This window comes from Marinobacter sp. AN1 (assembly GCF_026013985.1).
Taxonomy (GTDB): domain Bacteria; phylum Pseudomonadota; class Gammaproteobacteria; order Pseudomonadales; family Oleiphilaceae; genus Marinobacter; species Marinobacter segnicrescens.
On sequence record NZ_CP110342.1, the window covers coordinates 32,632 to 55,960 of the forward strand.

The window sequence follows — 23,329 nt, forward strand, 5'->3', positions numbered from 1 at the left end:
ATCCTTCGGTGAGCAATGAAAATTACTTAGGGGTCCCATTGATTGGCTCTGCCAGCTGCTTTTCGGGTGGAAAGGTTCCGGGGGCAGAAAGTGCCCCGGGCACGCCTTCCGGAACGAAAAACTTCGTTTTCCTTACTGTTCCGGAAGGCGTACCCGGAGCCCTTTCTACTGATCTTGGTGGATAACGCCTTTCGATACGAGACGGATGTCAGCATCACCTGCAGCTGTTTATTCATCCGGGATCTCGGACGTATCCGGATGCCGGCTGACGACTCTCAAACACTCCCTGAATTCGAGCGGACGGGTAGTTCTCGGTAATTCCGACTTTTCCCGATCAGATGTGCCGATTCGGGGCCGGGGTGCCAGAACAGTCAGGAAAACGAAGTTTTTCGTTCTGGCACCCCGGCCCCGGATCGGCACCACCTCTAAAGCAGCAGGCAAGAGAGAGCTGAATAAACTCAGTCACAATACCCCGGAAAAGCCAACAACCCAGTCAATAACCGGCGCCGGATAAACCCCGATGACGAGGATCAGCACAGCTACCACCATCAGGGTCAGGCCACCGACACGGCTCCCCCAGTCTTCGGTCGCATCCCGCCGACGCATCCCAGGCTCCGGCATATACAGCGTCACCATCACCCGCAGGTAATAGAACAGGCCGATAGCACTGCCGGCGACTATGCCGCCCACCAGCCACCACCGGGCATCCGCCACGCCCAGGGCAATTACATAGAACTTCCCGATAAACCCGGCGGTCAGCGGAATTCCGGCCAGCGAGAGAAAGCTCACGGTCATGACGGCAGCCAGCCACGGCCGGCGCCAGAACAGTCCCCGGTAGTGGTGCAGGCCGGCGGCGTCTTCGCCACCGAAGGGGCTGGACACCTGGGTGACCACGCCGAAGGCGGCCAGCGTGGTGACCAGGTAGGTGATCAGGTAGACCCCGGTGGCTTCCACGGCCAATTGTCCCCCTACGACAATCGCCACCAGCAGGTAGCCGAAGTGGGCGATGGACGAGTAGCCCAGCAGCCGTTTCAGGTTGGGCTGGAACAGGGCCAGCAGGTTGCCGCCGAGCATGGTGATGAGGGCTAGCAGGGTAAACAGGGTACGTAACCACTCACTATCAAAGACCGGTGCGACTATAACCAGCCGCAGCAACACCAGGAATACTGCCAGCTTGCTCACAGTGGCCAGGAAGATCGTGGCCGGTGCGGGGCCGCCCTGGTACACGTCCGGGGTCCACAGGTGGAAAGGCACGATGGACAGCTTGAAGCCCAGGCCCACCACCATCAGCACGGCGCCAGCCAGGGTCCAGGCATCCGGGGAGGCGGCCAGTCCGGCAGCGAGGCCGGCCAGGTCCATGCGGCCGGTGCGGGCGTAGATCAGCGCCATGCCGAACAGCAGGAAGGCAGTGGCGGCGGCGGATAGCACCAGGTACTTGATGCCTGCCTCCAGGGACCGTTCCGCCCGGAAGCTGTAGGCCAGCATGCCGTACAAGGGCATGGACAGCAGCTCCAGGCTGATGAACAGGGTCGCCAGGTGGTCGCTCGCCACCAACCCCAGGGCGCCGGTGACGGCACAGAGCAACAGCAGATAGAACTCTTCCCGGGGACCGATATAGCCAGTCAAGTAGTGGTGGCTGAGGGCTACAGTCACCAGGGCACACAGCAGTACCAGTACGCTGCCCATGATCGCCAGGCCGTCCACCGTCATCAGCGGCGGTGATATCAGGGCCCCGGCGGCCAGCGGTACGCTCAGCAAGGCCAGCACCAGCCCACCGGCGGACACCATGGCGGTGCCGGCGTGATGCCGCTGCCAGGCCACACTCAGCATCACTACCACGGCGGTGGTGGCGACAATGATCAGTGGTAGCAGGGAAATCAGGCTTTCCAGGGTCAGCATCAGTTCACCTCCCCTGCCCGGGCGGCCAGATCGGCGCCGTCGGTGAACAGTTCAGCAACCGGTGCGGCCACGGCAGCGGTGGTATCCAGCAGGGGTTGCGGGTAGAGCCCCACGGCGATGGTCAGCACCAGCAGGGTCAGCATCATGCCGTACTCCCGGGCGTCAGGACCCTTCAGCGGACCGGGGCGGTACTCGGGCCCGTAGTGCACCCGCTGCATCAGTAGCAGGGAGTAGATGGCCGCCAGCACCAGCCCCACACTGGCGATGACCACCACCACCGGCGCGCTGGGGAAGGTGCCAAACAGCACCATGAACTCCCCCACAAAGTTGGCGGTGGCCGGCATGCCCAGGGAGGCGGCCACAAAACACAGGGTAAACCCGGGCAGCACCGGTATCCGGCTCCACAGCCCGCCCATGGTGCGCATGTCCCGGGTGTGGATGCGTTCGTAAAGCTGGCCGCTGAGGATAAACAGCCCGGCGCTGGAGAAGGCGTGGGCCACCATCAGGATAATGGCCCCCTGGATCGCCAGTTCCGAGCCGGAATACAGGGCAATCAGCACAAAGCCCATGTGGGAGATACTGGTATAGGCAATCAGTCGCTTGATGTCCTGCTGCCCGCAGGCCAGTACCGCCCCGTAGATGATGCCCACCAGCCCCAGGGTCATGGCGACCGGTGCAAAGGCGGCGGACTGTTCCGGGAACAGCGGCAGGGCAAAGCGGATCATGCCGTAGGCGGCGGTTTTCAGCAGGATGCCCGCCAGGTCGACACTGCCAGCCGTGGGCGCCTGGGCGTGGGCGTCCGGCAGCCAGCCGTGGAAGGGCACCACCGGCAGTTTCACCGCGAAGGCGATAAAGAACCCCAGCATCAGCCAGAACGCCAGCGGTTCCGGCACATCGGTACCCCGCAGCACGTCATAGCTGAACGACAGTTCGCCAGTATTGCTGTAATGGACGAACACCAGCGCGAGGATCGCCACCAGCATCAGCAGGCCGCTGGCCTGGGTGTAGATGAAGAAGCGGGTGGCGGCGCGGATGCGGGTCTGGCCGGGGGAGCCACTGTGGCCCCACAGGGCAATCAGGAAATACATGGGCACCAGCATCATTTCCCAGAACAGGAAGAACAGGAACAGGTCCAGCGCCAGGAACACGCCCACCACGCCGCCGAGGATAAACAGCAGGTTGAGGTGGAAGAACCCTACCCGGTGGGCAATCTCGTGCCAGGAACAGAGCACCGCGAGGGCACCGAGGAAGCCGGTGAGCGCCACCAGGATCAGCGACAGGCCATCCAGGGCCAGGTGGATCTCAATACCGAAGCGGGGAATCCAGTCCACACGCCATTCCAGAAGCCACTGGCTCTCACCGTTCCCAGGCAGGCTGAAGTTGCCCCCCAGCCATAGCAGCACACTGATCACCAGCACGAACAGCATGGTGGCCAGGGCAATCCAGCGGGGTGCCTGTTCGCCCCAGCGCTCTGCCTGCCAGCACAGCAGGCCCCCCAGGAACGGGATCAGGATCAGCCACACCAGGATCATGCGCCACCTCCCGGTGCCAGGGCCAGCGCAAGCAATATCACCGTGGTCCCGAATACCATCACCACCGCATAGCTGCGGGTACGCCCGTTCTGGCTGCGTACCAGGCCGGCGTTGAATCCGCGGGCGATCAGTGCCGGCAGGTTCATGATCAGGTTGATAAAGTCGAACCGCAGCAGGCGTACACTCGATTGCCAGGGCCGCACCAGTACCCGGTCGAACAGGGCATCAAAGCCCCAGGCGTGGTGCCACAGCTTCCAAAGCGCCGCCCCGGCGCCCTTGGCGGTGATGTCGTCAAGCCATGGCCGGCGCATCAGGAACAGCCAGCCGGCCAGGGCCAGGCCGGCGATGGCCGCGCCCATGGCCAGTACCTGCAGCAGGGTGTGGCCGGTTTCGACGGTGTCCCCTGGCGCTTCCGGGAACAGCCCTCCCAGGCCCGGGTAAATCCAGGCGCCGATGAAAGTGGACAGCACTGCCAGTACCACCAGTGGCAGGTGGTGGGTGAACACACTGGTGCCTGGCTCGGGGTGGCGGGCATGGTCGCTGCCGGGCTCGCCATGGAAGGTGCCGAGAATCAGCCGCACGGTGTAGATACCGGTGAGCACCGCCCCCAGCAGGCCGGCGATCAGAAGCCCGGTGCGATCCGCCGCCATGGCCTGCCACAGGATTTCGTCCTTGCTGAAGAAGCCGGCGCTGACCAGCGGCAGCGCCACCAGCGCCGCGCCACCGACGACAAAGCCGCCATAGGCCACCGGCAGCTTGCGCCACAGCCCGCCCAGCTTGCCCATATCCTGTTCATGGTGGCAGCTGATAATCACCGCCCCGGCGGACAGGAACAGCAGGGCCTTGAAGAAGGCGTGGGTGACCAGGTGGAATATGGCGGCGTCGAAGGCCCCCACCCCCAGGGCAAGGAACATGTAGCCGATCTGGCTCATGGTGGAATAGGCCAGTACCCGCTTGATGTCGGTCTGGGCCAGGGCCGCAAACGCCGCCAGCAGCAGGGAAACGGCGCCGATCACACCCACCAGCAACATTACATCCGGCGCCAGCAGGAACAGCCCGTTGAGGCGGGCGATCAGGTAGACCCCCGCGGTGACCATGGTGGCGGCGTGGATCAGGGCAGACACCGGCGTGGGGCCGGCCATGGCGTCCGGTAGCCAGGTGTGCAGCGGTACCTGGGCGGATTTGCCCAGGGCGCCGCCGAGTACCAGCAGGGCAGCGAGGTTGGCCGTGGCGCTTCCTTCGGCCCAGAGCTCTGGTGCCCGGGCCAGCACGGTGGCGATGTCCAGGGTGCCCAGCTCCATGAAGATCAGGAACAGCCCCAATGCCAGGAACACATCCCCGATGCGGGTCACCACAAAGGCCTTGAAGGCGGCTCGGGCGTTGTCCAGGCCCTGGTAGTAGTAGCCAATCAGCCCGTAACTGCACAGCCCGACACCTTCCCAGCCCAGGAACAGCAACAGCAGGTTGTCCCCCAGTACCAGCAGCATCATGCTGAACACGAACAGGTTCATCCAGGCGTAGAAGCGGGTGATGCCGGCTTCGCCGGTCATGTACCAGGCAGCGAACAGGTGGATCAGGAAGCCCACCCCGGTGATCACCGACATCATCACCAGGGCCAGGCCATCCACCGCCAGGCCAATGGTGGGCTGGAAGTCGCCGACGGCGATCCAGGTCCACAGGGTGACGCCCTCGGTGCCGCCGCCATGGCCCATCACCGCCCACAGGGTAGCCAGTGCCGCCAGGCCGACACTGCCCACGCCAATGACGGAACTGGCCCGGGGCCCCAGGCGCCCGGCGGAGAAGGCCAGGATCAGGGTGCCCATCAGAGGGAACAGGAACGAAAGTACCACCGGTGTAACCATCATCCACGCATCCTGCTGGCTGCATCGAGATCAAGGGAACGGTAACGCTGGTAGAGCTGGATCATCAGCGCCAGGCCGACACTGGCTTCTGCTGCCGCCAGGGTGATCACCAGCAGGAACATGGCCTGGCCGTCCGGCTGGTTCCAGGCGGTGGCCCCCACCACAAAGGCCAGGGCTGCCGAATTGAGCATCACTTCCAGGCTCATCAGCACGAACAGCATGCTGCGACGCAGCATCAACCCGGCCAGCCCCAGGCTGAACAGGATGCTGGCCAGGATCAGTCCGTGCTCCATGGGAATCCCGTTCATGGCGTGCCTCCCCGGTTGCGGTTGCCCGACATCTTCCGGTTCAGGGGGTTGCTGCGCCGGCCTACGTGGGAAGCGGTGACCAGCGCCGCCAGTAGCAGGATGGCGGCCAGTTCCACCACCATCAGCCAGGGGCCGAACAGGGTCAGCCCCACGGCCCTGGCGGTGAGCAGTTCTCCGTCAATCACCTCGCTTACCCCACCCTGGCGCAGCAGCGCCAGCAAGGCTCCCAGCAGGACCAGCGCCAGCAGCGACGGTCCCAGCCAGTAACGGGGGTGGGTCCAGGTCAGCTCCCGCTCCGCGTCCGGGCGCAGGTTGAGCATCATCACCACGAACACAAACAGCACCATGATGGCGCCGGCGTAGACAATGATCTCCAGGGCGCCGGCAAAGGGGGCGCCCAGGGCGAAGAACACCATGGCCACGGCAATCAGCGAGACGATCAGGTACACCACCGCATGCACCGGGCTGGTGCCGGTGATCACGCCCACGGTAGCCAGTACCGCCACCAGGCCACTGAGGTAGAAGGCGATCTCCATTAGGTCCGGCTCCTTCTATGGCAGCAGTGAACGCACATCTTCCGGTGCCTCCTCGTTTTTCGCTTCCCCCTTGTCCTTGCCACCGATGGCCAGCCCGGCCACCTTGTAGAAATGGTAGTCATGGTCCTTGCCGGGGCCGTTGATCAGCAGATCTTCCTTCTCGTACACCAGTTGCTGGCGGTCGTATTCCCCCATCTCGAAATCCGGTGTCAGCTGGATGGCGGAGGTGGGGCAGGCTTCCTCGCACATGCCGCAGAAGATGCAGCGGGAGAAATTGATACGGAAGAACTCCGGGTACCAGCGGCCGTCCTCCTGCTCTCCCTTTTGCAGGGAGATGCAGTCCACCGGACAGGCCACCGCGCAAAGGTTGCAGGCCACGCAGCGCTCCTCGCCGTCCGGGTCCCGGGTCAGCACGATGCGGCCCCGGTAGCGGGGCGGCAGGTACACCTGTTCCTCGGGGTAGTTGACGGTTTCCCGCTTGCGGAAGCTGTGCATGAACACCATGCCCAGGGTGCGCAGCTGGGACCAGGTGGCCGGCACCAGCCAGAGTACGGAACGGATGACCGGGACCTTCTGTTTCTCCATAAGGCCTCCTATCCACCCACCAGGAGCATGACCGCTCCGGTGGCCAGTAAGTTGATCAGTGTCAGCGGCAGGCATACCTTCCAGCCGAAGCTCATCACCCGGTCATACCGGGGCCGGGGCAGTGACGCCCGCAGCAGGATGAACAGCATGAGGAAGAAGCCTGTCTTGATTGCGAACCAGAGAATCGGTGGCAGCCAGGGGCCGTGCCAGCCGCCAAAGAACAGGGTGACGATCAGCGCGGACACCAGCACCATGCCCACGTATTCGCCGATGAAGAACATGCCGAACTTCATGCCGGAGTATTCAATATGGTAGCCGTCTGCCAGCTCCTGTTCGGCCTCCGGCTGGTCAAAGGGATGGCGGTGGGTAACAGCGACACCGGCGATAAAGAAGGTGGCAAAGCCGAAGAACTGGGGAATGATGAACCACAGGCCTTCCTGGGCGTTGACGATGTCGCGCATATTGAAGGATCCGGCCAGGGCCACCACCCCCATCAGCGACAGCCCCATGAACACCTCGTAGGACAGGGTCTGGGCCGATGCCCGCAGTGCCCCCAACAGGGCGTACTTGTTGCCGCTGGCCCAGCCCCCGAGCAGAACGGCGTAGACGTTGATGCCCGCCATGGCCAGGAAGAACAGCAAGCCGATGTGCATGTCCGCCACGCCCCAGCCGGGGGTGATGGGGATGATCACAAACGACAGCAGCAGTGAGGCAAAGGCGATGATCGGCGCCAGCACGAACAGGGGCCGGTCCGCGAAGGGCGGTATCCAGTCCTCCTTGAAGAAGATCTTCAACATGTCGGCGATGAGCTGCAGGGTACCGAAGGGCCCCACCCGGTTGGGGCCGTAGCGATCCTGCCACAGGCCGAGCAAACGACGCTCCACCACGGTCAGGGCTGCCCCCAGCAGCACCGCCCCCAGCAGGATCACCAGGGCCTGGAACATTCCCCAGAGGATGGCAGCCAGCTCCGGTGTCCACCAGTTCATGGCGTGCCTCCTTCAGCCTTGCGCAGGGTCAGTGTGTCGCCCTGGGCCAGGCCGGGTAGCAGGCCCGCAGGCAGACCAGCCCAACCGGAGGGCCACTCGCCCTGCTCTTGCACGGTCAGGGCCGGTCCATCACCGATGAGGAGACTGTCCCCCTCGCGGACCCCCAATGCCTCGGCGTCCTTTTGATTAAGGATAAGCTCAGGCGTGGCCATTCTTTGCTGGATGGGCTCGCCGGCCGACGTTTCCTCGCCGCCGAACAGCCGTGGCAATATCAGGGCCCGCAGCGCACCTGTGTTTGTTTCCTCCGGCGCGGACGGCACAGCGGCGCTATAGGACCGGTGCCCTGGTTCCCGCTGAATCAGGCGAATCCCCGGGTCGCCGCCCCGCAGGTGTCCGCCGATCTCGTCGGTGAACTTGTTCCAGGCCTGGGGAGAGTTCCAGCCCGGGGCCCAGGCGAAGGGCACCTGCTGGCGGGGCTGGTCGAAACCACTGTAGCCCTCCATGGAAAACGCGAAGGGCGTGTCCGGGTCCTGGGGGGGACGGACTTCGCTCACCGCCAGGTTGGCCCGCATGGCAGTGCGGCCGCTGTAACGGTGGGGTTCCCGCGCCAGGCGCAAGCCCTCGATGCGGTAATCGGCCCCGGGGGCGGCGTCCACAATACCGGCCAGTGCGGCATGGGCCTCGGCGCAGGCCCGGGTCACGGTGTCCAGGTTGATGTCGGTGACCACTTCTCCCCGCAGCCCTGCGGCCAGGGCATGCAACCAGCGCCAGCTTTCATGGATACGGGCCTCCGGTCGCATATAGGCGGGTTCGAATACCTGGAAAAAACGCTGGGCACGGCCCTCGAGGTTGACCAGGGTGCCGTCGCCTTCGGCAAAGGTGGCCGCCGGCAGGGTGAAGTGAGCCCCTGACGTTGTTGCGGTGCTCTGGTGGTCCACGACCACCTGGATATTTGCGCGCCCCAGGGCTTGTTCCACCTGCTCCGGTGGTAGCCGCTGGTAAAGGTCGTTCTCCAGCACCACCACGGCGTCGGCCCGGCCCCCATTCAGTTCGTCCAGGGCCCAGTCCAGGGTCTGGCCACCCATCAGTGACAGGCCGGTACTGTTGGCTTCCCGGCGAATCAGCACCAAACCGCCCTGCCTGGCCCGCCGGGCCAGGGCCTGGGCAATATTGCCCGCCGCCTGCAACACCGCTTCCGAGGCCAGGCTGCCACCACTGACAATCAGGGGGCGCTCAGCGGCCATCAGGTCATCGGCGATTCGCCTGGCCGTTTCGCGGGTGTCCGGGTCAAGGTGGTCCACCGCCGGTGCGGCCGGATCAATGAGATGGGCCACGGCAAAGCCCAGCCGGGCGATGTCGTCCGGGGCCAGGGCGTAGCGGCCAGCCGCCACATCGTCGAGGTCCGTGCCGGTGGGCCAGGCAATATGCACGGGATGGTAGTTGTCCTGCCCCAGGGTTTTCAGGGCTTCGGCGTTCCAGGCCGGCACTCCGATCTTCTCGCCCATGGCTTCGCGCCGGGCCAGGGCTGCCTGGCGCAGGTTCAGCCCGAGGCGCCCGGCACTCTGTACCGGGTCTTCACCCAGCACCAGGATGGCGTCGTGGTCTTCGATCTCCCTTGGCGTCGGTGCGGGCAGGCCAGCAGTGCGCTGGAGGTGGTTCATCAGGTCGAGGCAGGCCTGCTCCCGGGCCTCGATGCCAGTGGAGAAGTTGTCAGCGCCCACCAGTTCCCGCAACTGGTGATTACTCTCCAGGCTGGCCCGGGGAGAGCCGATGCCGATAATCCTGCGGGCATGGCGGAGGGCATCGGAGATGCGGTTCAGGGCCGTATCCACGTCCAGCGTTACCGGCGGCTGCCCGGACCCATCCCGCCACAAGGGCACCAAGGGGCGGTCGTTACGGTTCACGTAGCCATAGCCGAAACGACCGCGGTCACAGAGGAAGTAACCATTCACTTCACCGTGGTAGCGGTTTTCGATGCGGCGGATGGTGCCATAGCGTTCCCCGGGGCTGATGTTGCAGCCGAGGGAGCACTGGTGGCAGATGCCCGGCGCAAACTGCAGGTCCCACTTGCGGGTGTAGTGGTCGGAATGGCTCTGGTCGGTGAAGACGCCGGTGGGGCAGACTTCGGTCAGGTTACCGGCGAACGGACTTTCCAGGGTGCCATCCTCGTAGCGCCCGAAGTAGATATTGTCCTTGGCGCCGAAGGCGCCCAGGTCAGTGCCGCCGGCGTAGTCGTTGTAGAAGCGCACACAACGGTAGCAGGTGATGCAGCGGTTCATCTCATGGGCGATGAACGGCCCCAGGTACTGGTTGCGGCGGGTGCGTTTGCGGTAGCGGTAACGGCGCCGGTCATGGCCGGTCATCACCGTCATGTCCTGCAAATGGCAGTGGCCGCCCTCCTCGCACACCGGGCAGTCGTGGGGGTGGTTGATCATCAGCCATTCCACCACGCTGGCGCGGAAGGCCTTCGCTTCCTCGTCGTCAATGGAAATGCGGGTCTGATCTGTCGCCGGGCTCATGCAGGACATCACCAGCATGCCCTTGTCGTCGTCCGCGTCCTTGTACTGACGCACCGCGCACTGGCGGCAGGCACCGACGCTGCCCATGGCCGGATGCCAGCAGAAATAGGGGATGTCCAGGCCCAGGGACAGGCAGGCCTGGAGCAGGTTCTGGGCCCCGTTCACCTCGTATTGCTGTCCGTCCACATGGATGATGGCCATGGTTCAGTCTCGTTTGCCTGCGTTTGTCACCGGGCGTTCTGTTCTCATACTTCCCCCACCGGAATCGGGTCCTGGTGGGCTTTGCCTCTGGGCTTACCCACGCCTTGTTCGAATTCGTGGCGGAAATGTTTGAGAGCCGTCTGCAACGGCATGGCGGCACCAGGGGCATGGGCGCAGAAGGTCAGGCCGGGACCGCAGTCCGCCGCCAGCTTGTCCAGCAGCTCGATATCGCCAGGCTCGCCCTGCCCTTGTTCCAGTGACTGCAGCAGCTTGACGACCCATGGCAGGCCGTCACGGCAGGGCGTGCACCAGCCACAGGATTCCCGGGCGAAGAATTGCTCCAGGTTGCGCATCAGCGACACCATGCTCATGTCATCCGGCACCACCGTGAGCAGGCCGGTGCCCAGGCGGCTGCCTTCCTTGCCCATGGTGTCAAAGTCCAGGGGCAGCTCCAGGTGCTCTGGCAGCAGGAAGCCGGTGCTGGCACCCCCGGGCAGCCAGGCCTTGAGCTGGCGGTTGTCCCGCAGCCCCCCCGCCCGGTCGAGAACCTCCATCCCGGTGGTACCCATGGGCAGTTCCCACAGGCCGGGATTATCCACCGGGCCGGAACAGCCGTAGAGCTTGCTGCCGCCATCGTCGGTGCGGTCGCCGGACAGGCCCTGGTACCACCCAGCGCCGTTAAGGATCACCGCCGGTACGTTACACAGGGTTTCCACGTTGTTGACCACCGAGGGTTTGCCCCAGGCACCGGACTGTCCCGGGAACGGCGGCTTGGCCCGGGGGTTGGCGCGCTTGCCCTCCAGGGAGTTGATCAGCGCGGTTTCCTCGCCGCAGATGTAGCGCCCGGCGCCAGTGTGTACGGCAATGTTGAAGTCGAACCCGCTGCCGTTGATGTCCGGCCCCAGCCAGCCGGCGTCCCTGGCCTCATCAATGGCCCGGTTCAGAACCCGGGCGGCCTCCACGTACTCGCCGCGCAGGAAGATGTAGCCATAGCGGCTGTTGTTGGCCAGGGCGCCGAGGATCATGCCCTCGATGAGCAGGTGGGGCTGCTGTTCCATCAGCAACCGGTCCTTGAAGGTGCCTGGTTCCATCTCGTCCGCGTTACAGATCAGGTAACCACGGGGCCTATCGACCCCCTGCAGGGTCAGGCTCCACTTGAGTCCGGCGGAGAAGCCCGCACCGCCACGGCCGCGGACGTTGGCGTCCTTCATGGTGGCAATGATGGCCTGTGGGTCCCCTTCAGAGAGCGCCTTGCGCACGGACTGGTAGCCGTCCTTGCGCAGGTACTCGTCGAGCCAGACCGCCTCGCCGTCGTCCCGCAGCCGCCAGGTGAGTGGATGGGTGTCGGCACGGCGTTCCGCCTCCGGTTGCAGCAGACGGCTGTGATAGGCCACGGACCGGCGCTGGTTGAGTATGGACTCGCTCATGGGTAGCCCTCCAGCAGGTCCGGCAGGTCGTCGGCAGTCACCGGCCCGTAGGTGTCGTCGTCGATCATCAGTGCCGGGGCACCGTCACAGGCCCCCAGGCAGCAAACCGGCAGCAGGGTGAAGCGGCTGTCGTTGGTGGTCTCGCCATAATCGATGCCCAGCTGATCCACCAGGGCCTGTTTGAGTTCGTCAAACCCGGTCAGGAAGCAGGAACTGCTGTCACAGACCAGGATCACATGGCGCCCTACCGGTTGTCGGAAGATCAGGCTGTAAAAGGTGGCCACGCCCTCCACCGCGCCGGGGCCGATGCCCAGTACCCGGGCAATGGCGGGAATGGCGCCATCCGGTACCCAGCCGTGGCGGCGCTGGACGATCTTCAGGGCCTCGATGCAGGCGGCCTGGGGCTGCTCGTAATGTTCCAGCTCCCGCAGGATGGCGGTCTCGTCTGCCGGGTGCAGCTCGAAGCCGTCGCTGCCGATAATCTGTGATGTGGCTACAGGCTCTGCCATGGTTAGCGGTCCACGTCTGCCATTACGAAATCGATGCTGCCCAGGTGGGCGATCAGGTCCGGCACGAAGCCGCCCCGCATCACCGCCGGTATCTGCTGCAGGTGCGGAAAACTCGGCGTGCGGATACGGGTGCGGTAGCTCATGGTATTGCCGTCGCTGGTCAGGTAGTAACTGTTGATGCCCTTGGTGGCCTCCACCATCTGCAGGGACTCCTGGGGCTTGAGCACCGGCCCCCAGGACACCTGCAGGAAGTGGGTAATCAGGGTTTCGATATGCTGCAGCATGCGCTCCCGGGGCGGGGGCGTGGTGAGCGGATGGTCGGCCTTGTAGTCGCCGGCGGGCATGTGGTCCACGCACTGCTGGATGATGCGCAGGCTCTGGCGCATCTCGTCGATGCGTAGCTGGCCACGGTCGAACACATCGCCGTTCTGGGCCAGGGGCACCTCGAAATCGAAATGCTCGTAGCCGGAATAGGGCCGCTGTTTGCGCAGGTCGAAGTTGCAGCCGGTGGCCCGCAGGTTGGGGCCAGTGACGCCCCATTCCAGCGCCTCGGCGGTGTTAAAGGCGGCCACGTGGCGGGTACGCTCCCGCACCAGGGCGTTTTCCATCATCGCCTTTTCGTATTCCCGCAGCCGCGGCGGCATCCAGTCCAGGAAGCCCTGCACCAGCTTTTCCCATCCCCGGGGCAGGTCCTGGGCAACACCGCCGATGCGGTACCAGGCCGGATGCATGCGAAAGCCGGTGATACCCTCGATCACCTCGTAACCCCGTTGGCGGTCGCTGAAGGTGTAGAACACCGGCGACATGGCCCCCAGGTCCTGCAGGTAGGTGCCCAGGAACAGCAGATGGCTGGTGATGCGGAACATCTCCGCCATCATCACCCGGATGGTTTTCACCCGGTCCGGTACTTCTATGCCAGCGAGTTTTTCCACCGCCAGTACATAGGGCAGGTTGTTCATCACCCCGCCGGTGTAGTCGATGCGGTCGGTATAGGGTATGAAACTGTGCCAGGACTGGCGCTCGGCCATCTTCTCGGCGCCCCGGTGGTGGTAGCCAATATCGGGCACGCAGTCGACCACCTCCTCACCGTCCAGCTGCAGCACAATGCGGAAGGCGCCGTGGGCAGAGGGGTGGTTGGGCCCCAGGTTGAGGAACATGAACTCCGCGCCGTCCCGCTCCCGTTGCATGCCCCAGGCTTCCGGCTCGAAGCGCATGGCCTCCTGTTCCTCACCCTGACCTTCCACGGTGAGGGTGTAGGGATCGAATTCTGTCACCCGGGCGGGATAGTCCTTGCGCAGCGGGTGGCCTTCCCAGGTGGGGGGCATGATCAGTCGCTTCAGGTGGGGGTGGCCTTCCACCTGGATGCCGAACAGGTCCCACACCTCCCGCTCGTACCAGCTGGCGTTGGCAAACACGCCGGTGACCGTGGGCACCCGCAGGTCCGCCTCGTCCAGGGCAACCTTGAGCATCAGGTCCTCGTTCCGCTCCACGGAGAGCAGGTGATAAAACACGGTGAAATCCGATGCGGGCAGCCCATCCCGGCGGCTACGCAGTCGCTCGTCCACCGCCGACAGGTCGTAGAGCATGCTGAACGGCGCCGGTACCTGTTTCAGGTGGGCGAGGATGTCCCCCAGGCTCTCCCGGCGCACCCAGAACACAGGCATGCCGGTGAGGGTGGACTGCACGTGCAGCACATCCTCCCGGAACTGGTCCAGCAGGTGGCCGTTATCGGCGTTAGCCTGCGGGTTGTCGACGGTGCCTGTGGTCATGGTGCTGATCCATTCCCTGAGTTGTCGGTCTGCAATGGGTCAGAGTTTGTCCGGTGTCCTCAGCTCGGTAGCCTGGATGCGCCGGTCCCGCCACTTTTCCCGCTGGGAGGGCATCTCCGCCTGGTACACCCCCTGGTCGCCCACCACCCAGGACAGCGGCCGGCGTTCTTCCTGGATCGAGTCCTGCAACAGCTGCAATCCCTGCAGGAACGCCTCCGGCCGGGGCGGACAGCCGGGCACGTAAACGTCCACCGGCAGAAACTTGTCGACGCCCTGAACCACCGAGTAAATGTCGTACATGCCGCCGGAGTTGGCGCAGGAACCCATGGAGATTACCCACTTGGGTTCCAGCATCTGGTCGTATAGCTGCTGGATGACCGGCGCCATCTTGATAAAACAGGTGCCGGCAATAACCATGAAGTCCGCCTGCCGTGGCGAGGCCCGGATGACTTCGGAGCCGAAGCGGGCAATATCGTGGGGCGCGGTAAAGGCGGTGGTCATCTCCACATAGCAGCATGACAACCCGAAGTTGTAGGGCCACAGGGAGTTCTTGCGGCCCCAGTTGACCGCGTTGTTCAGCACCTCGCTGAGCTTGCCGGTGAACACATTGCGCTCAAGCTGACGCTTGATCGGATCTTCCGTCGGTTCACGGTGCCCGGTGGGATAGCGCCTGTCGCCGCCAGGATGTTCTTCTGCCCGGGTCAGGGTGTAGGCCATTGTTGCCTCCATGGGCACCCGTCCGGCGGCCCGTTGACCACCGTGGATGCGTCCGGTGATACGTTGGTTCAGTCAGCCGGCTTGCGGCCGGACGCCTCCGGAGCCCAGTCCAGGGCTCCGGTGCGGCTGTCATAGAGCAGGCCGGCCAGCAGTATGAAGATGAATACCGCTGCGCCCCAGAAGCCGGTCCACCCCACGTCCGGGATCACAATGGCCCAGGCGAACAGGAACACGGCTTCGATATCGAAGATCACGAACAGCATCGCGACCAGGTAGAACTTGACGGAAAACCGTTGGCGGGCATCGCCAGTTCCGACGATGCCGGACTCGAACGGGAGGTTTTTGCTGACTCCCCGGCTACGACCACCGAGCAGGCTGGAGGCCCCTACCATAAAGGCGCACAGGCCCAGAGTAGCGACAATAAAGAAGCCAGTGGCCCAGTACCGGGCCAGTAAATCGGTAACCGTGTCCGCCATGTGCTCTCCGTGACCGTGGTGGCGGTCGTTGAGATTAACGGTGGCGCCCTGGTTGCTTCCGGAGCGTTTAAATTCGGTGTCTGTTGATTAAAAAGCTAGCAACGGGTTGGGGAATGGGCAAACCTGTTGGTGGGTTATTCGTTGATTTGAATCATTGGATGGGTGGTTCTTTGCTTTTCGTTGGCCTCGTAGCCTGCGGGGTTTGCGGGTGGAATGGGTCTGGGGGTGTTCTTCCGGAACGAAAAACTTACGTTTTCCTGACTGTTCCGGAAGAACACCCCCAGACCCATTCCTGGAGACTTCAGAGGGATCGCTTTGGCGGGAGTAATTCTGGTTTTTTTAGCGGGCTTGGCACCAAAGTTCGCAGTGGGGTGTCGGGGGTAGGGGTTCAGAACAGTCAGAAAACATAAGTTTTTCGTTCTGACCCTACCCCCGACACCCCACTACCCCCCCAAGTCGAAAACTCAGGACTCCCCAGCAGAATCGCGAAACTGAAGAGCAGCCAGGCGAGCATAAAGACTGTTACGCCCAACCAGCTCATCATGCCGCCCCGCATCCAATAGCTGACCTTGGTCCATCACCAGGATGCGGTCCGCATGTCGAACTGTCGCCAGCCGGTGGGCGATCACTAGAGTGGTGCGACCGGCCATCAGTTCCGGCATGGCCTGCTGCACCAGATATTCACTCTCTGCATCCAGGGCGCTGGTGGCCTCATCCAGCAACAGGATGGGCGCATCTGCCAGCAGCGCCCGGGCTATGGCCAGGCGTTGTTTCTGACCGCCGGACAGGCCCTGGCCGACGTCGCCCAGCCTGGTCTCATAACCTGCCGGCAGCCGCTCGATAAACTCATGGGCGTGGGCCGTGCGGGCGGCGGTGATGACTTCATCCAGGCTTGCTTCGGGTCGTGCGTAGCGAATGTTGTCGGCAATCGTGCCGTGGAACAGGGCCGGCGTCTGGGGTACCAGGGCGAAGCAGCGTCGCAGGTCCGCCGGGTTGACCTGTCGGGAATCGAGACCGTCGATCACAATCTGTCCCTTTTGCGGATCGTAGAATCGAAGCAACAGGTCAAACAGCGTGGACTTGCCTGCGCCGGAAGGTCCTACCAGGGCGACGGTCTCACCCGCCTTGATGGTGACCGACAGGTCCTGGATCACGGTGACATCCGGGCGGGACGGATAACCAAAGCTGACACCACGGAACTCGATCGCGCCCCTGACGGGGTCCGGCAGGGTCTGCCTGCCTGGTCCTTCCGGGTCTATCTCGGTCGGTGTCTGTAACAGTTCGAAGATCCGGGCCGCAGCCCCGGCGGCCCGTTGCAGTTCACCAATGACCTCACTCAGAGCCCCGGCGGAGACACCCACCAGCAGGCTGTAGAACACGAATGCGGCCAGTTCTCCGGGACTTGTTCGCCCCGCGATCACATCCAGGCCCCCGATCCAGATTACGATCCCTACGGCACCCATCACCAGGGTGATGGCGATGGTCATCAGCCAGGCCCGCTGGCGGATACGGTCCCGGGCGATGGCGAAGGCGTTTTCTGCCACTGAGGCGAATCGCTCCCGGTCCACCGCCTGGTGGTTGAAGGCCTGCACAGTCTTGATCTGGGCCAGGTTCTCACCCACGTAACTGCCCACGTCTGCCACCCTGTCCTGGCTCAGGCGTGACAGCTTACGTACCCGCCTGCCATAGAACAGGATGGGCACGATTACCACCGGAAAACCGAAGATGATCACGCTGGCCAGCTTGGGGTTGGTAATGAACAGCAGGACGATGCCACCGAACAGCATCAGCAGGTTGCGCAGGGCGATGGATACGGTGGAGCCGATCACCGACTGCAACACCGTGGTATCGGCGGTAAACCGGGACTGGATTTCCAGGCTGCGGTTCTTCTCATAGAAGCCCGGGTGCAGGTCGATCAGGTGGTTGAAGACCTGCTTGCGGATGTCGGCCACGACCCGCTCGCCGATCCAGGACACCAGGTAGAAGCGGGTAAACGAACCCACCGCCAAGCCTAAAACCAGCAGGAAGAACAAGCCGACAGACCGGGCCAGCATTTCGGGGGACTGGGTTGCCAGGCCCTGGTCCACCAGGATGCGCAGCCCCTGGCCCAGGGACAGGGTGATGCCGGCGGTGATCACCAGTGCGGTCATGGCGCCGGCGACGGCCTTTCGGTAGGGCAGGATGAAGTCCCGGGCCAGGGCCAGGGCGCTTCTGTGTTGGCGTATTATGGTTTTGACTCCTGTCCGGGTTTTGGTTTGTTTCGCCTGTTGGTTTGGGGGTGGAACGGTCCCGGGGAGGGCCTTCCGGAACGAAAAACCTGGGTTTTTCTGACTGTTCCGGAAAGCCCTCCCCGGACCCGTTCTACTGGACTGTCGTGCGATCGCTTTGGTGTTTGCCGATATCGGATCCAGGGTCGTATACCGCTATTCTACGGTCTATCATGCCCGATTGATCCACCCTCTGACCGGAACTGACCCTTGCGAGCCTACGCCGACAACGACTACCCCGCCAACCACAAGCCGGACTGGAAGATCATCGCCGGGCTCTGGCCCTATTTGGCAGAGTACCGGGGCCGGGTGGTGCTGTCTGTGGTTTTGCTGGTGATGGCGAAGCTGGCGACCGTGGCTACGCCGGTAGCGCTCAAGTACATCGTTGACTACCTGGATACTACCAGTTCAGAGCAGATCCTTTTGTGGATTCCAGTGATGCTGGTGGTGGCCTATGGCCTGTTACGGTTTGGCAGTACCCTGTTCAGTGAGCTGCGGGATGCGGTGTTTGCCCGGGTGGCAGAGCGTGCCATGCGGCGGGTGTCGCTGCGGGTATTCCGTCACCTGCACCAGCTGGCCCTGGGCTTTCACCTGGATCGCAAGACCGGTGGCCTGGCCAGGGACATTGAGCGGGGCACCAACGGTATCAGCTTCCTGCTGCGCTTTACCCTGTTCAATATTGTCCCCACCATCCTCGAGATCCTGATGGTCTCCGCCATCCTGCTGTGGGCGTTCAGCCCCGGCTATGTGCTGGCCATCCTGGTGGCGGTGGTGGTGTATGTGGTGTTCTCCATACGCGTCACGGAATGGCGCACCCGCTTTGTGCGGGAAGCCAACGCCCGGGACAACCAGTCCAACTCACGGGCGGTGGACAGCCTGCTCAACTATGAGACGGTGAAGTATTTCAACAACGAGGAATTCGAGGCTCAGCGCTACGACGAGGACCTGCAGGAGTGGGAGCGGGCACGGCTGAATAACCGGCTGTCGCTGGCCGCGCTGAACACCGGCCAGGCCCTGATCATAGGCGTGGCGCTGATCGTGATAATGGCTATGGCCGTGCAGGAGGTGGCCAGTGGTGCCATCACCCTGGGGGACTTCACCATGATCAACGCCTACCTGATCCAGTTGTTTATTCCCCTGAATGCCCTGGGCTTTGTCTACCGGGAAATTCGCCAGGCCCTGGTGAACGTGGAGCGGCTGTTTGGTCTTCTGGGTGAGCCTGCGGCGGTCACCGATGCCCCGGATGCTGGCCAGCTCAGCACGGCAGGCGGTTCGGTGCGATTCGAGTCGGTGAGATTCGGGTACCAGCCGGACCGCACCATTCTCCATGATGTGAGCTTCGAGATCCCTGCGGGTCACAAGGTGGCGGTAGTGGGTGCCAGCGGGGCCGGCAAGTCCACCCTGGCCCGGCTGCTGTTCCGGTTTTTCGATGTGGATGGCGGGCGTATCACCATCGACGGCCAGGATATCCGCACCGTCACCCAGGACAGCCTTCGCTCCGCCATCGGTGTGGTGCCCCAGGACACGGTGCTGTTCAATGACACGCTGTACCAGAACCTGGCCTATGGCCGCCCGGGTGCCAGTGAGGAAGAGGTGCGGCGGGCCGCGAAACTGGCCCACCTGGATCACTTCATCGAATCCTTGCCCCAGGGCTATCAGACCCGGGTGGGTGAGCGAGGGCTGAAGCTGTCCGGGGGCGAGAAGCAGCGGGTCGCCATCGCCCGGGTATTCCTCAAGAACCCGCCAATCCTGATCCTGGACGAGGCCACGTCATCCCTGGACTCGGTATCGGAACAGGTGATCCTGGAAGCCCTGCGGGAGGTCAGCGAACAGCGTACCACCCTGGTCATCGCCCACCGCCTGTCGACCGTGCGGGATGCCGATACCATTCTGGTGATGGATGGAGGCCGGATTATGGAGCGGGGCACCCACCGGGAGCTGCTCACTGCCGGCGGACGCTACGCGGACCTGTGGCTGCGCCAGCAGGAGGACGTCGAGGCCGGGGCCTCGCCGACACGACCTGACTGACTGGGTTCAGGCCCCGGCCACGGCGATACCGCCGAGCTTGGTTTCCAGGTATTCCTGGATGCCTTCCTGTGCGCCTTCCCGGCCCAGGCCGCTTTCCTTCATACCACCGAAGGGCGCCGCAGCACTGGTGGGGTTGATGTCGTTAATGCCGATAATGCCGAAATCCAGCGCCTCGAACACCCGCATGCAGCGGGACAGGTTCTCGGAATAGATGTACGCCGCCAGGCCGTACCGGGTGTCGTTGGCCATGGCGATGGCTTCTTCCTCGGTATCGAAGGGAATGACTGCGGCCACCGGGCCGAAGGTCTCCTCCCGGTAGATCAGCATTTCCGGGGTGACGTCGGCCAGCAGCGTGGGTGCGTAGAAGTGACCGCCGGCCAGCTCCGGTGTCTGCAGTCGCTCCCCGCCGTTCAGTACCCGGGCGCCCTTGGCGACAGCGTCCTTCACCTGGTTGTCCACCTTGCGTACGGCCACGTCATTGATCAGCGGCCCGATGCGAACGCCCTCCTCCATACCGTTGCCGGCTTTCATGGTGTTGATGCGTTTGCTCAGCTCCTCCAGGAACGGCCCCATCACCTCTCGTTGCACCAGGATCCGGTTGGGGCTGATGCAGGCCTGGCCGGTATTGAGGAACTTCACCAGCGACAGGCCCTTGGCGGCATGGACCGGGTCTGCATCCGCAAACACCAGCGCCGGGGCGTGGCCGCCCAGTTCCATGGACACCCGCTTCATGTGCCGGGCCGCCCGCTCGTTCAGTAATTTGCCCACGGCGGTGGAGCCGGTGAAGGTGAGTTTTCGTACCCGGGGGTCTTCGCACAGGGCCGTACCCACGGGCACCGGGTCCTTCTTGGTCACCAGGTTGAGCACACCCTTCGGAAAGCCCGCCTGCTCGAAGATGCGGAACATGGCCATGGCGCACAGCGGGGTGCTTTCCGCAGGCTTGAGCACCACGGTGCAGCCGGCAGCCAGGGCCGGGCCCACCTTGCGGGTGATCATGGAAATGGGGTAGTTCCAGGGGGTAATGGCGCCGACCACGCCCACCGGTTGCTGCTGCACCCAGAAGCGCTGGTCCGGGCGCGCGGAAGGGATGCTCTGGCCGTAGAGGCGCTTGGCTTCTTCAGCAAACCACAGCAGGAAGTCGGCGCCGTACTGGACTTCATTCAGGGAGGCTTTCAGGGGTTTGCCCTGCTCCCGGGTCATCAGTTCCGCCAGTTCCCGTTTCTGTTCCATCATCAGCTGCCAGGCCCGGTACAGCAGGGCCGAGCGCTCGTAGGCGGTGGTCCGGCGCCAGCTGAAGAAGGCTTCGTGGGCTGCACCGATGGCTTCGTCAATCTGCGCGGCGCTGGCATCCGGCACCTGGCCGATAATGTCGCCATTGGCGGGGTTGGTGACGTCGAAGGTGTGGTCAGTGTCGACCCAGGTGCCGTTTATATACATACTTCGCTACCGTGTTGTTATGGATTGGTGGGGGCTGCGCTGCAGGTCAGCGCCTATATAAACATCCTACTAATCCATTCCAAGATCAACCGTACCAAGGGAAACGAGCATGAGTGACCTCCACGGCTATTACCTGGAAGACCTGGAAGTGGGCATGAGCGCCAGCTATGCCAAGACTATCACCGAAGCGGACGTAGTCCTGTTTGCCGGTATTACCGGCGATGATAACCCGGTCCATATGAACGCGGAGTTCGCCGCTGAAACGGCCTTCGGCCAGCGCATTGTCCATGGCATGTTCAGTGCCGGGCTGATCTCCACCGTGCTGGGTACGCGCCTGCCTGGCCCCGGCGCTATTTACGTGGACCAGCAACTGCGGTTCAAGGCCCCGGTGCATATTGGCGATACCGTGACTGCCACGGCTACGATAGAAGAGATCGACGAGCGCCGTCGCAGGGTCAAGGTGAAGACGGTGTGTACGGTGAAGGGCAAGGTCGTCGCCGACGGCTACGCCACCAACATGGTGGACCGCCGTCCTCAGGGCTGATCGGAAACAACGATCCGGTTACGGCCTTCGCGCTTGGCCTGGTACAGTCTCTGGTCACATCGAGACAACAGTTCACGGATGGAAGCCAGGCCATCGTCCCAGGTCACCACACCGCCGCTCATGGTCACGGTGAAGGTTTCGCTATCTTCGTTGCGGAAGTCTTCCCGCTCGGTGGCTTCCCGAAGGGCTTCCGCAACCCGGTGTGCATCCTCGTTAGTGGTGTTGGGTAACAGGATCAGGAATTCCTCGCCGCCAGTGCGGGCCACCACATCCGTCCGCCGTACCCTTGCCGACAGCACACCGGCAAACTGGATCAGCACCTGGTCACCGACCAGGTGGCCCCAGGAGTCATTGATCTGCTTGAAGTGGTCCACGTCCAGCGCGATGACCGAGAACACCTCCTGATAGCGTTTGGCACGGGCGATCTGCTCTTCCAGGGTTCGCAGCATATGGCGCCGGTTATACAGTCCGGTCAGCTCGTCGGTGATCGACAGCCTCTCCAGCTCCAGCTCCAGCTGCTTACGCTCGGTAATTTCCGTAATCATGCCGTGCCAGATGATCTGCCCGACCTCGTCTTTTTCCGGCTGGGCTACGCCCTCCATCCATCTGACCTCACCTGCCAGCTGCACCCGATACTGACAGCGCCATTCCTCCATATTCCTGGCGGAACGCTCTATTGATGCATGGACGTGGCCGAGATCCTCGTTAACGATGATGTCAAAAATGGCGTCAGGATCCTGCAGTGCGAGTTCCGGAGGTATCCCGTAAAAATCGATACTCTTCTGGCTGACGTAACTGAACCCGAAGCTCCCATCCACTTTCATCACAAAGGTGTATATAACGCCAGGCAGGGACTCTGCCAGTCGTTGCAGACGGTGCTGGGTTTCCCTTTCTCCGGAAATATCCAGGTGGGTGCCGCACACCCAGTTGATGGCCGGATCGCTGTCCGACAGGCGGCGACCGCGGGTATGGATCCAGCGCCAGTGGCCCCGTTTGTGGCGTAGCCGGACCACGCAGTCAAAATAGGGTGTTTCTCCGCGCAGGTGCCGCGCCATAAGGGCTTTTGCGCGCTCCCGGTCACTGGGATGGCTGAGGGACTGCCAGAGTTCGTAGGTCATGGGCATCAGTTCATCAGGCTCATAACCCAGCATCTCGGCCCAGCGATGGTTGACGAGCACTTCACCGGTATCAAGGTTCCATTCCCAGGTACCTGCACGGGTGCCGTCCAGGATGGCCTGGAGCCGTGCTTCTGGTGACAGTAGGGGTGCTTGGTTCATGACGTTGTCCGGTCTGATCGCTGTGTGCCCTTTCTGTTCCGGGATCATAACGACGGCTGCTGGTGAATAACAGCAGAAGCTCCGGTATGACGACATTGCGCAGCCGGTTTGTTGGCCTCGATCCGGTGGCGATGGCAGCTCGTGCCATACGCCGGCTGAAAAGATCACAGATTAATCAAATGAGGCGGAGTCTCGAATTATTGTTTGATGCAAACCTGATGTCTCTTTGTTAGATCAGTGTAATACATTTACAGGTTTAGCGTAGTTCTTGCGCCTTGCTTGCGGGTTTTCTGGAGGCGTGGTTATTGCCACCGGGTATATCCAGGCGAGTGAGCACCAGCTGATCGGGCCATGGTTGTGGTCGACGATAACGATCTTGGTTCTCCACGTATCGTTCGGTATTCTGGATTCTTCGTCGAACCGCCACATGCCCGGAGAGCGCTGGAGCGT

At 63.2% G+C, this 23,329-nt stretch carries 18 protein-coding genes; 2 read left to right on the plus strand and 16 right to left on the minus strand.

Translation table 11 applies throughout. From position 1 onward, the window contains the following. Positions 1–462: 462 nt before the first annotated feature. From nuoN to LJ360_RS00195, 14 genes are all read right to left on the minus strand, one after another. Positions 463–1,899, minus strand: a complete 1,437-nt coding sequence (nuoN, locus tag LJ360_RS00130) for an NADH-quinone oxidoreductase subunit NuoN (RefSeq protein ID WP_264994892.1) — start codon at positions 1,897–1,899, stop codon at positions 463–465. Next, positions 1,899–3,431 carry an NADH-quinone oxidoreductase subunit M gene (nuoM, locus tag LJ360_RS00135; protein ID WP_091850740.1) on the minus strand — a complete coding sequence of 511 codons (1,533 nt, stop codon included), beginning with the start codon at positions 3,429–3,431 and terminating at the stop codon, positions 1,899–1,901. Before nuoM ends, nuoN begins: the two co-directional genes overlap by 1 nt. After that, positions 3,428–5,296 (minus strand): NADH-quinone oxidoreductase subunit L, encoded by a 1,869-nt coding sequence (gene nuoL, locus LJ360_RS00140; protein ID WP_264994893.1) that lies wholly within the window; start codon positions 5,294–5,296, stop codon positions 3,428–3,430. The genes nuoM and nuoL overlap by 4 nt, the downstream gene beginning before the upstream one ends. Beyond that, entirely contained in the window at positions 5,293–5,601 is a 309-nt protein-coding gene (gene nuoK / locus LJ360_RS00145; protein ID WP_091850736.1) for an NADH-quinone oxidoreductase subunit NuoK, read from the minus strand. Before nuoK ends, nuoL begins: the two co-directional genes overlap by 4 nt. Next, the gene (gene nuoJ / locus LJ360_RS00150; RefSeq protein ID WP_091850734.1) at positions 5,598–6,137 is read right to left on the minus strand and encodes an NADH-quinone oxidoreductase subunit J; all 540 of its coding nucleotides are present in this window, start codon (positions 6,135–6,137) and stop codon (positions 5,598–5,600) included. Before nuoJ ends, nuoK begins: the two co-directional genes overlap by 4 nt. 15 nt (positions 6,138–6,152) lie before the next feature. Further along, a complete protein-coding gene (gene nuoI, locus LJ360_RS00155) occupies positions 6,153–6,722 on the minus strand; it encodes an NADH-quinone oxidoreductase subunit NuoI (RefSeq protein ID WP_091850732.1) in 570 nt (189 codons plus the stop codon). 8 nt (positions 6,723–6,730) lie between these two features. Continuing rightward, positions 6,731–7,708: an NADH-quinone oxidoreductase subunit NuoH gene (gene nuoH, locus LJ360_RS00160; protein ID WP_264994894.1), complete on the minus strand. Its 978-nt coding sequence runs from the start codon at positions 7,706–7,708 to the stop codon at positions 6,731–6,733. Then, entirely contained in the window at positions 7,705–10,428 is a 2,724-nt protein-coding gene (gene nuoG, locus LJ360_RS00165; RefSeq protein WP_264994895.1) for an NADH-quinone oxidoreductase subunit NuoG, read from the minus strand. Before nuoG ends, nuoH begins: the two co-directional genes overlap by 4 nt. A 44-nt stretch (positions 10,429–10,472) precedes the next feature. Further along, on the minus strand, positions 10,473–11,855 hold the full coding sequence (gene nuoF, locus LJ360_RS00170; RefSeq protein ID WP_264994896.1) for an NADH-quinone oxidoreductase subunit NuoF: 1,383 nt from the start codon (positions 11,853–11,855) through the stop codon (positions 10,473–10,475). Continuing rightward, complete coding sequence (gene nuoE / locus LJ360_RS00175) at positions 11,852–12,364, minus strand: NADH-quinone oxidoreductase subunit NuoE (protein ID WP_264994897.1); 513 nt, start codon at positions 12,362–12,364, stop codon at positions 11,852–11,854. Before nuoE ends, nuoF begins: the two co-directional genes overlap by 4 nt. 2 nt (positions 12,365–12,366) lie before the next feature. Then, positions 12,367–14,133, minus strand: coding sequence for an NADH-quinone oxidoreductase subunit C/D (nuoC, locus tag LJ360_RS00180; protein ID WP_264994898.1), 1,767 nt, complete (start codon positions 14,131–14,133; stop codon positions 12,367–12,369). Positions 14,134–14,172: 39 nt separating this feature from the next. Beyond that, positions 14,173–14,850, minus strand: coding sequence for a NuoB/complex I 20 kDa subunit family protein (locus tag LJ360_RS00185; RefSeq protein ID WP_264996075.1), 678 nt, complete (start codon positions 14,848–14,850; stop codon positions 14,173–14,175). Positions 14,851–14,918: 68 nt separating this feature from the next. Beyond that, positions 14,919–15,326 carry an NADH-quinone oxidoreductase subunit A gene (gene ndhC / locus LJ360_RS00190; protein ID WP_091850722.1) on the minus strand — a complete coding sequence of 136 codons (408 nt, stop codon included), beginning with the start codon at positions 15,324–15,326 and terminating at the stop codon, positions 14,919–14,921. A 464-nt stretch (positions 15,327–15,790) separates the two neighbouring features. Further along, complete coding sequence (locus LJ360_RS00195; RefSeq protein WP_264996076.1) at positions 15,791–17,530, minus strand: ABC transporter transmembrane domain-containing protein; 1,740 nt, start codon at positions 17,528–17,530, stop codon at positions 15,791–15,793. A 273-nt stretch (positions 17,531–17,803) separates the two neighbouring features. On the opposite strand from LJ360_RS00195, the gene LJ360_RS00200 reads away from it, so the two are divergent. Beyond that, positions 17,804–19,621, plus strand: coding sequence for an ABCB family ABC transporter ATP-binding protein/permease (locus tag LJ360_RS00200; RefSeq protein ID WP_264994899.1), 1,818 nt, complete (start codon positions 17,804–17,806; stop codon positions 19,619–19,621). Between the two features lie 6 nt (positions 19,622–19,627). Here LJ360_RS00200 and LJ360_RS00205 read toward each other — a convergent pair whose 3' ends face one another. After that, positions 19,628–21,058, minus strand: a complete 1,431-nt coding sequence (locus tag LJ360_RS00205) for an NAD-dependent succinate-semialdehyde dehydrogenase (protein WP_264994900.1) — start codon at positions 21,056–21,058, stop codon at positions 19,628–19,630. A gap of 109 nt (positions 21,059–21,167) precedes the next feature. Between LJ360_RS00205 and LJ360_RS00210 the strand changes: the two genes are divergently transcribed. Beyond that, on the plus strand, positions 21,168–21,602 hold the full coding sequence (locus LJ360_RS00210) for a MaoC family dehydratase (RefSeq protein ID WP_091850715.1): 435 nt from the start codon (positions 21,168–21,170) through the stop codon (positions 21,600–21,602). Here LJ360_RS00210 and LJ360_RS00215 read toward each other — a convergent pair. Beyond that, positions 21,593–22,879 (minus strand): sensor domain-containing diguanylate cyclase, encoded by a 1,287-nt coding sequence (locus LJ360_RS00215; RefSeq protein ID WP_264994901.1) that lies wholly within the window; start codon positions 22,877–22,879, stop codon positions 21,593–21,595. The two genes, LJ360_RS00210 and LJ360_RS00215, sit on opposite strands and share 10 nt — an antisense overlap. Positions 22,880–23,329: the final 450 nt, after the last annotated feature.

Bases quoted from the DNA above. Each gene is read 5' to 3' on its own strand.
- nuoM (WP_091850740.1), bottom strand. From the start codon at position 3,431: ATGATCCTGGTGTGGCTGATCCTGATCCCGTTCCTGGGGGGCCTGCTG.
- LJ360_RS00210 (WP_091850715.1), top strand. From the start codon at position 21,168: ATGAGTGACCTCCACGGCTATTACCTGGAAGACCTGGAAGTGGGCATG.
- nuoH (WP_264994894.1), bottom strand. From the start codon at position 7,708: ATGAACTGGTGGACACCGGAGCTGGCTGCCATCCTCTGGGGAATGTTC.
- nuoG (WP_264994895.1), bottom strand. From the start codon at position 10,428: ATGGCCATCATCCATGTGGACGGACAGCAATACGAGGTGAACGGGGCC.
- nuoF (WP_264994896.1), bottom strand. From the start codon at position 11,855: ATGAGCGAGTCCATACTCAACCAGCGCCGGTCCGTGGCCTATCACAGC.
- ndhC (WP_091850722.1), bottom strand. From the start codon at position 15,326: ATGGCGGACACGGTTACCGATTTACTGGCCCGGTACTGGGCCACTGGC.
- LJ360_RS00205 (WP_264994900.1), bottom strand. From the start codon at position 21,058: ATGTATATAAACGGCACCTGGGTCGACACTGACCACACCTTCGACGTC.
- nuoC (WP_264994898.1), bottom strand. From the start codon at position 14,133: ATGACCACAGGCACCGTCGACAACCCGCAGGCTAACGCCGATAACGGC.
- nuoK (WP_091850736.1), bottom strand. From the start codon at position 5,601: ATGAACGGGATTCCCATGGAGCACGGACTGATCCTGGCCAGCATCCTG.
- nuoL (WP_264994893.1), bottom strand. From the start codon at position 5,296: ATGATGGTTACACCGGTGGTACTTTCGTTCCTGTTCCCTCTGATGGGC.
- LJ360_RS00185 (WP_264996075.1), bottom strand. From the start codon at position 14,850: ATGGCCTACACCCTGACCCGGGCAGAAGAACATCCTGGCGGCGACAGG.
- LJ360_RS00215 (WP_264994901.1), bottom strand. From the start codon at position 22,879: ATGAACCAAGCACCCCTACTGTCACCAGAAGCACGGCTCCAGGCCATC.
- nuoJ (WP_091850734.1), bottom strand. From the start codon at position 6,137: ATGGAGATCGCCTTCTACCTCAGTGGCCTGGTGGCGGTACTGGCTACC.
- nuoE (WP_264994897.1), bottom strand. From the start codon at position 12,364: ATGGCAGAGCCTGTAGCCACATCACAGATTATCGGCAGCGACGGCTTC.
- nuoI (WP_091850732.1), bottom strand. From the start codon at position 6,722: ATGGAGAAACAGAAGGTCCCGGTCATCCGTTCCGTACTCTGGCTGGTG.
- nuoN (WP_264994892.1), bottom strand. From the start codon at position 1,899: ATGCTGACCCTGGAAAGCCTGATTTCCCTGCTACCACTGATCATTGTC.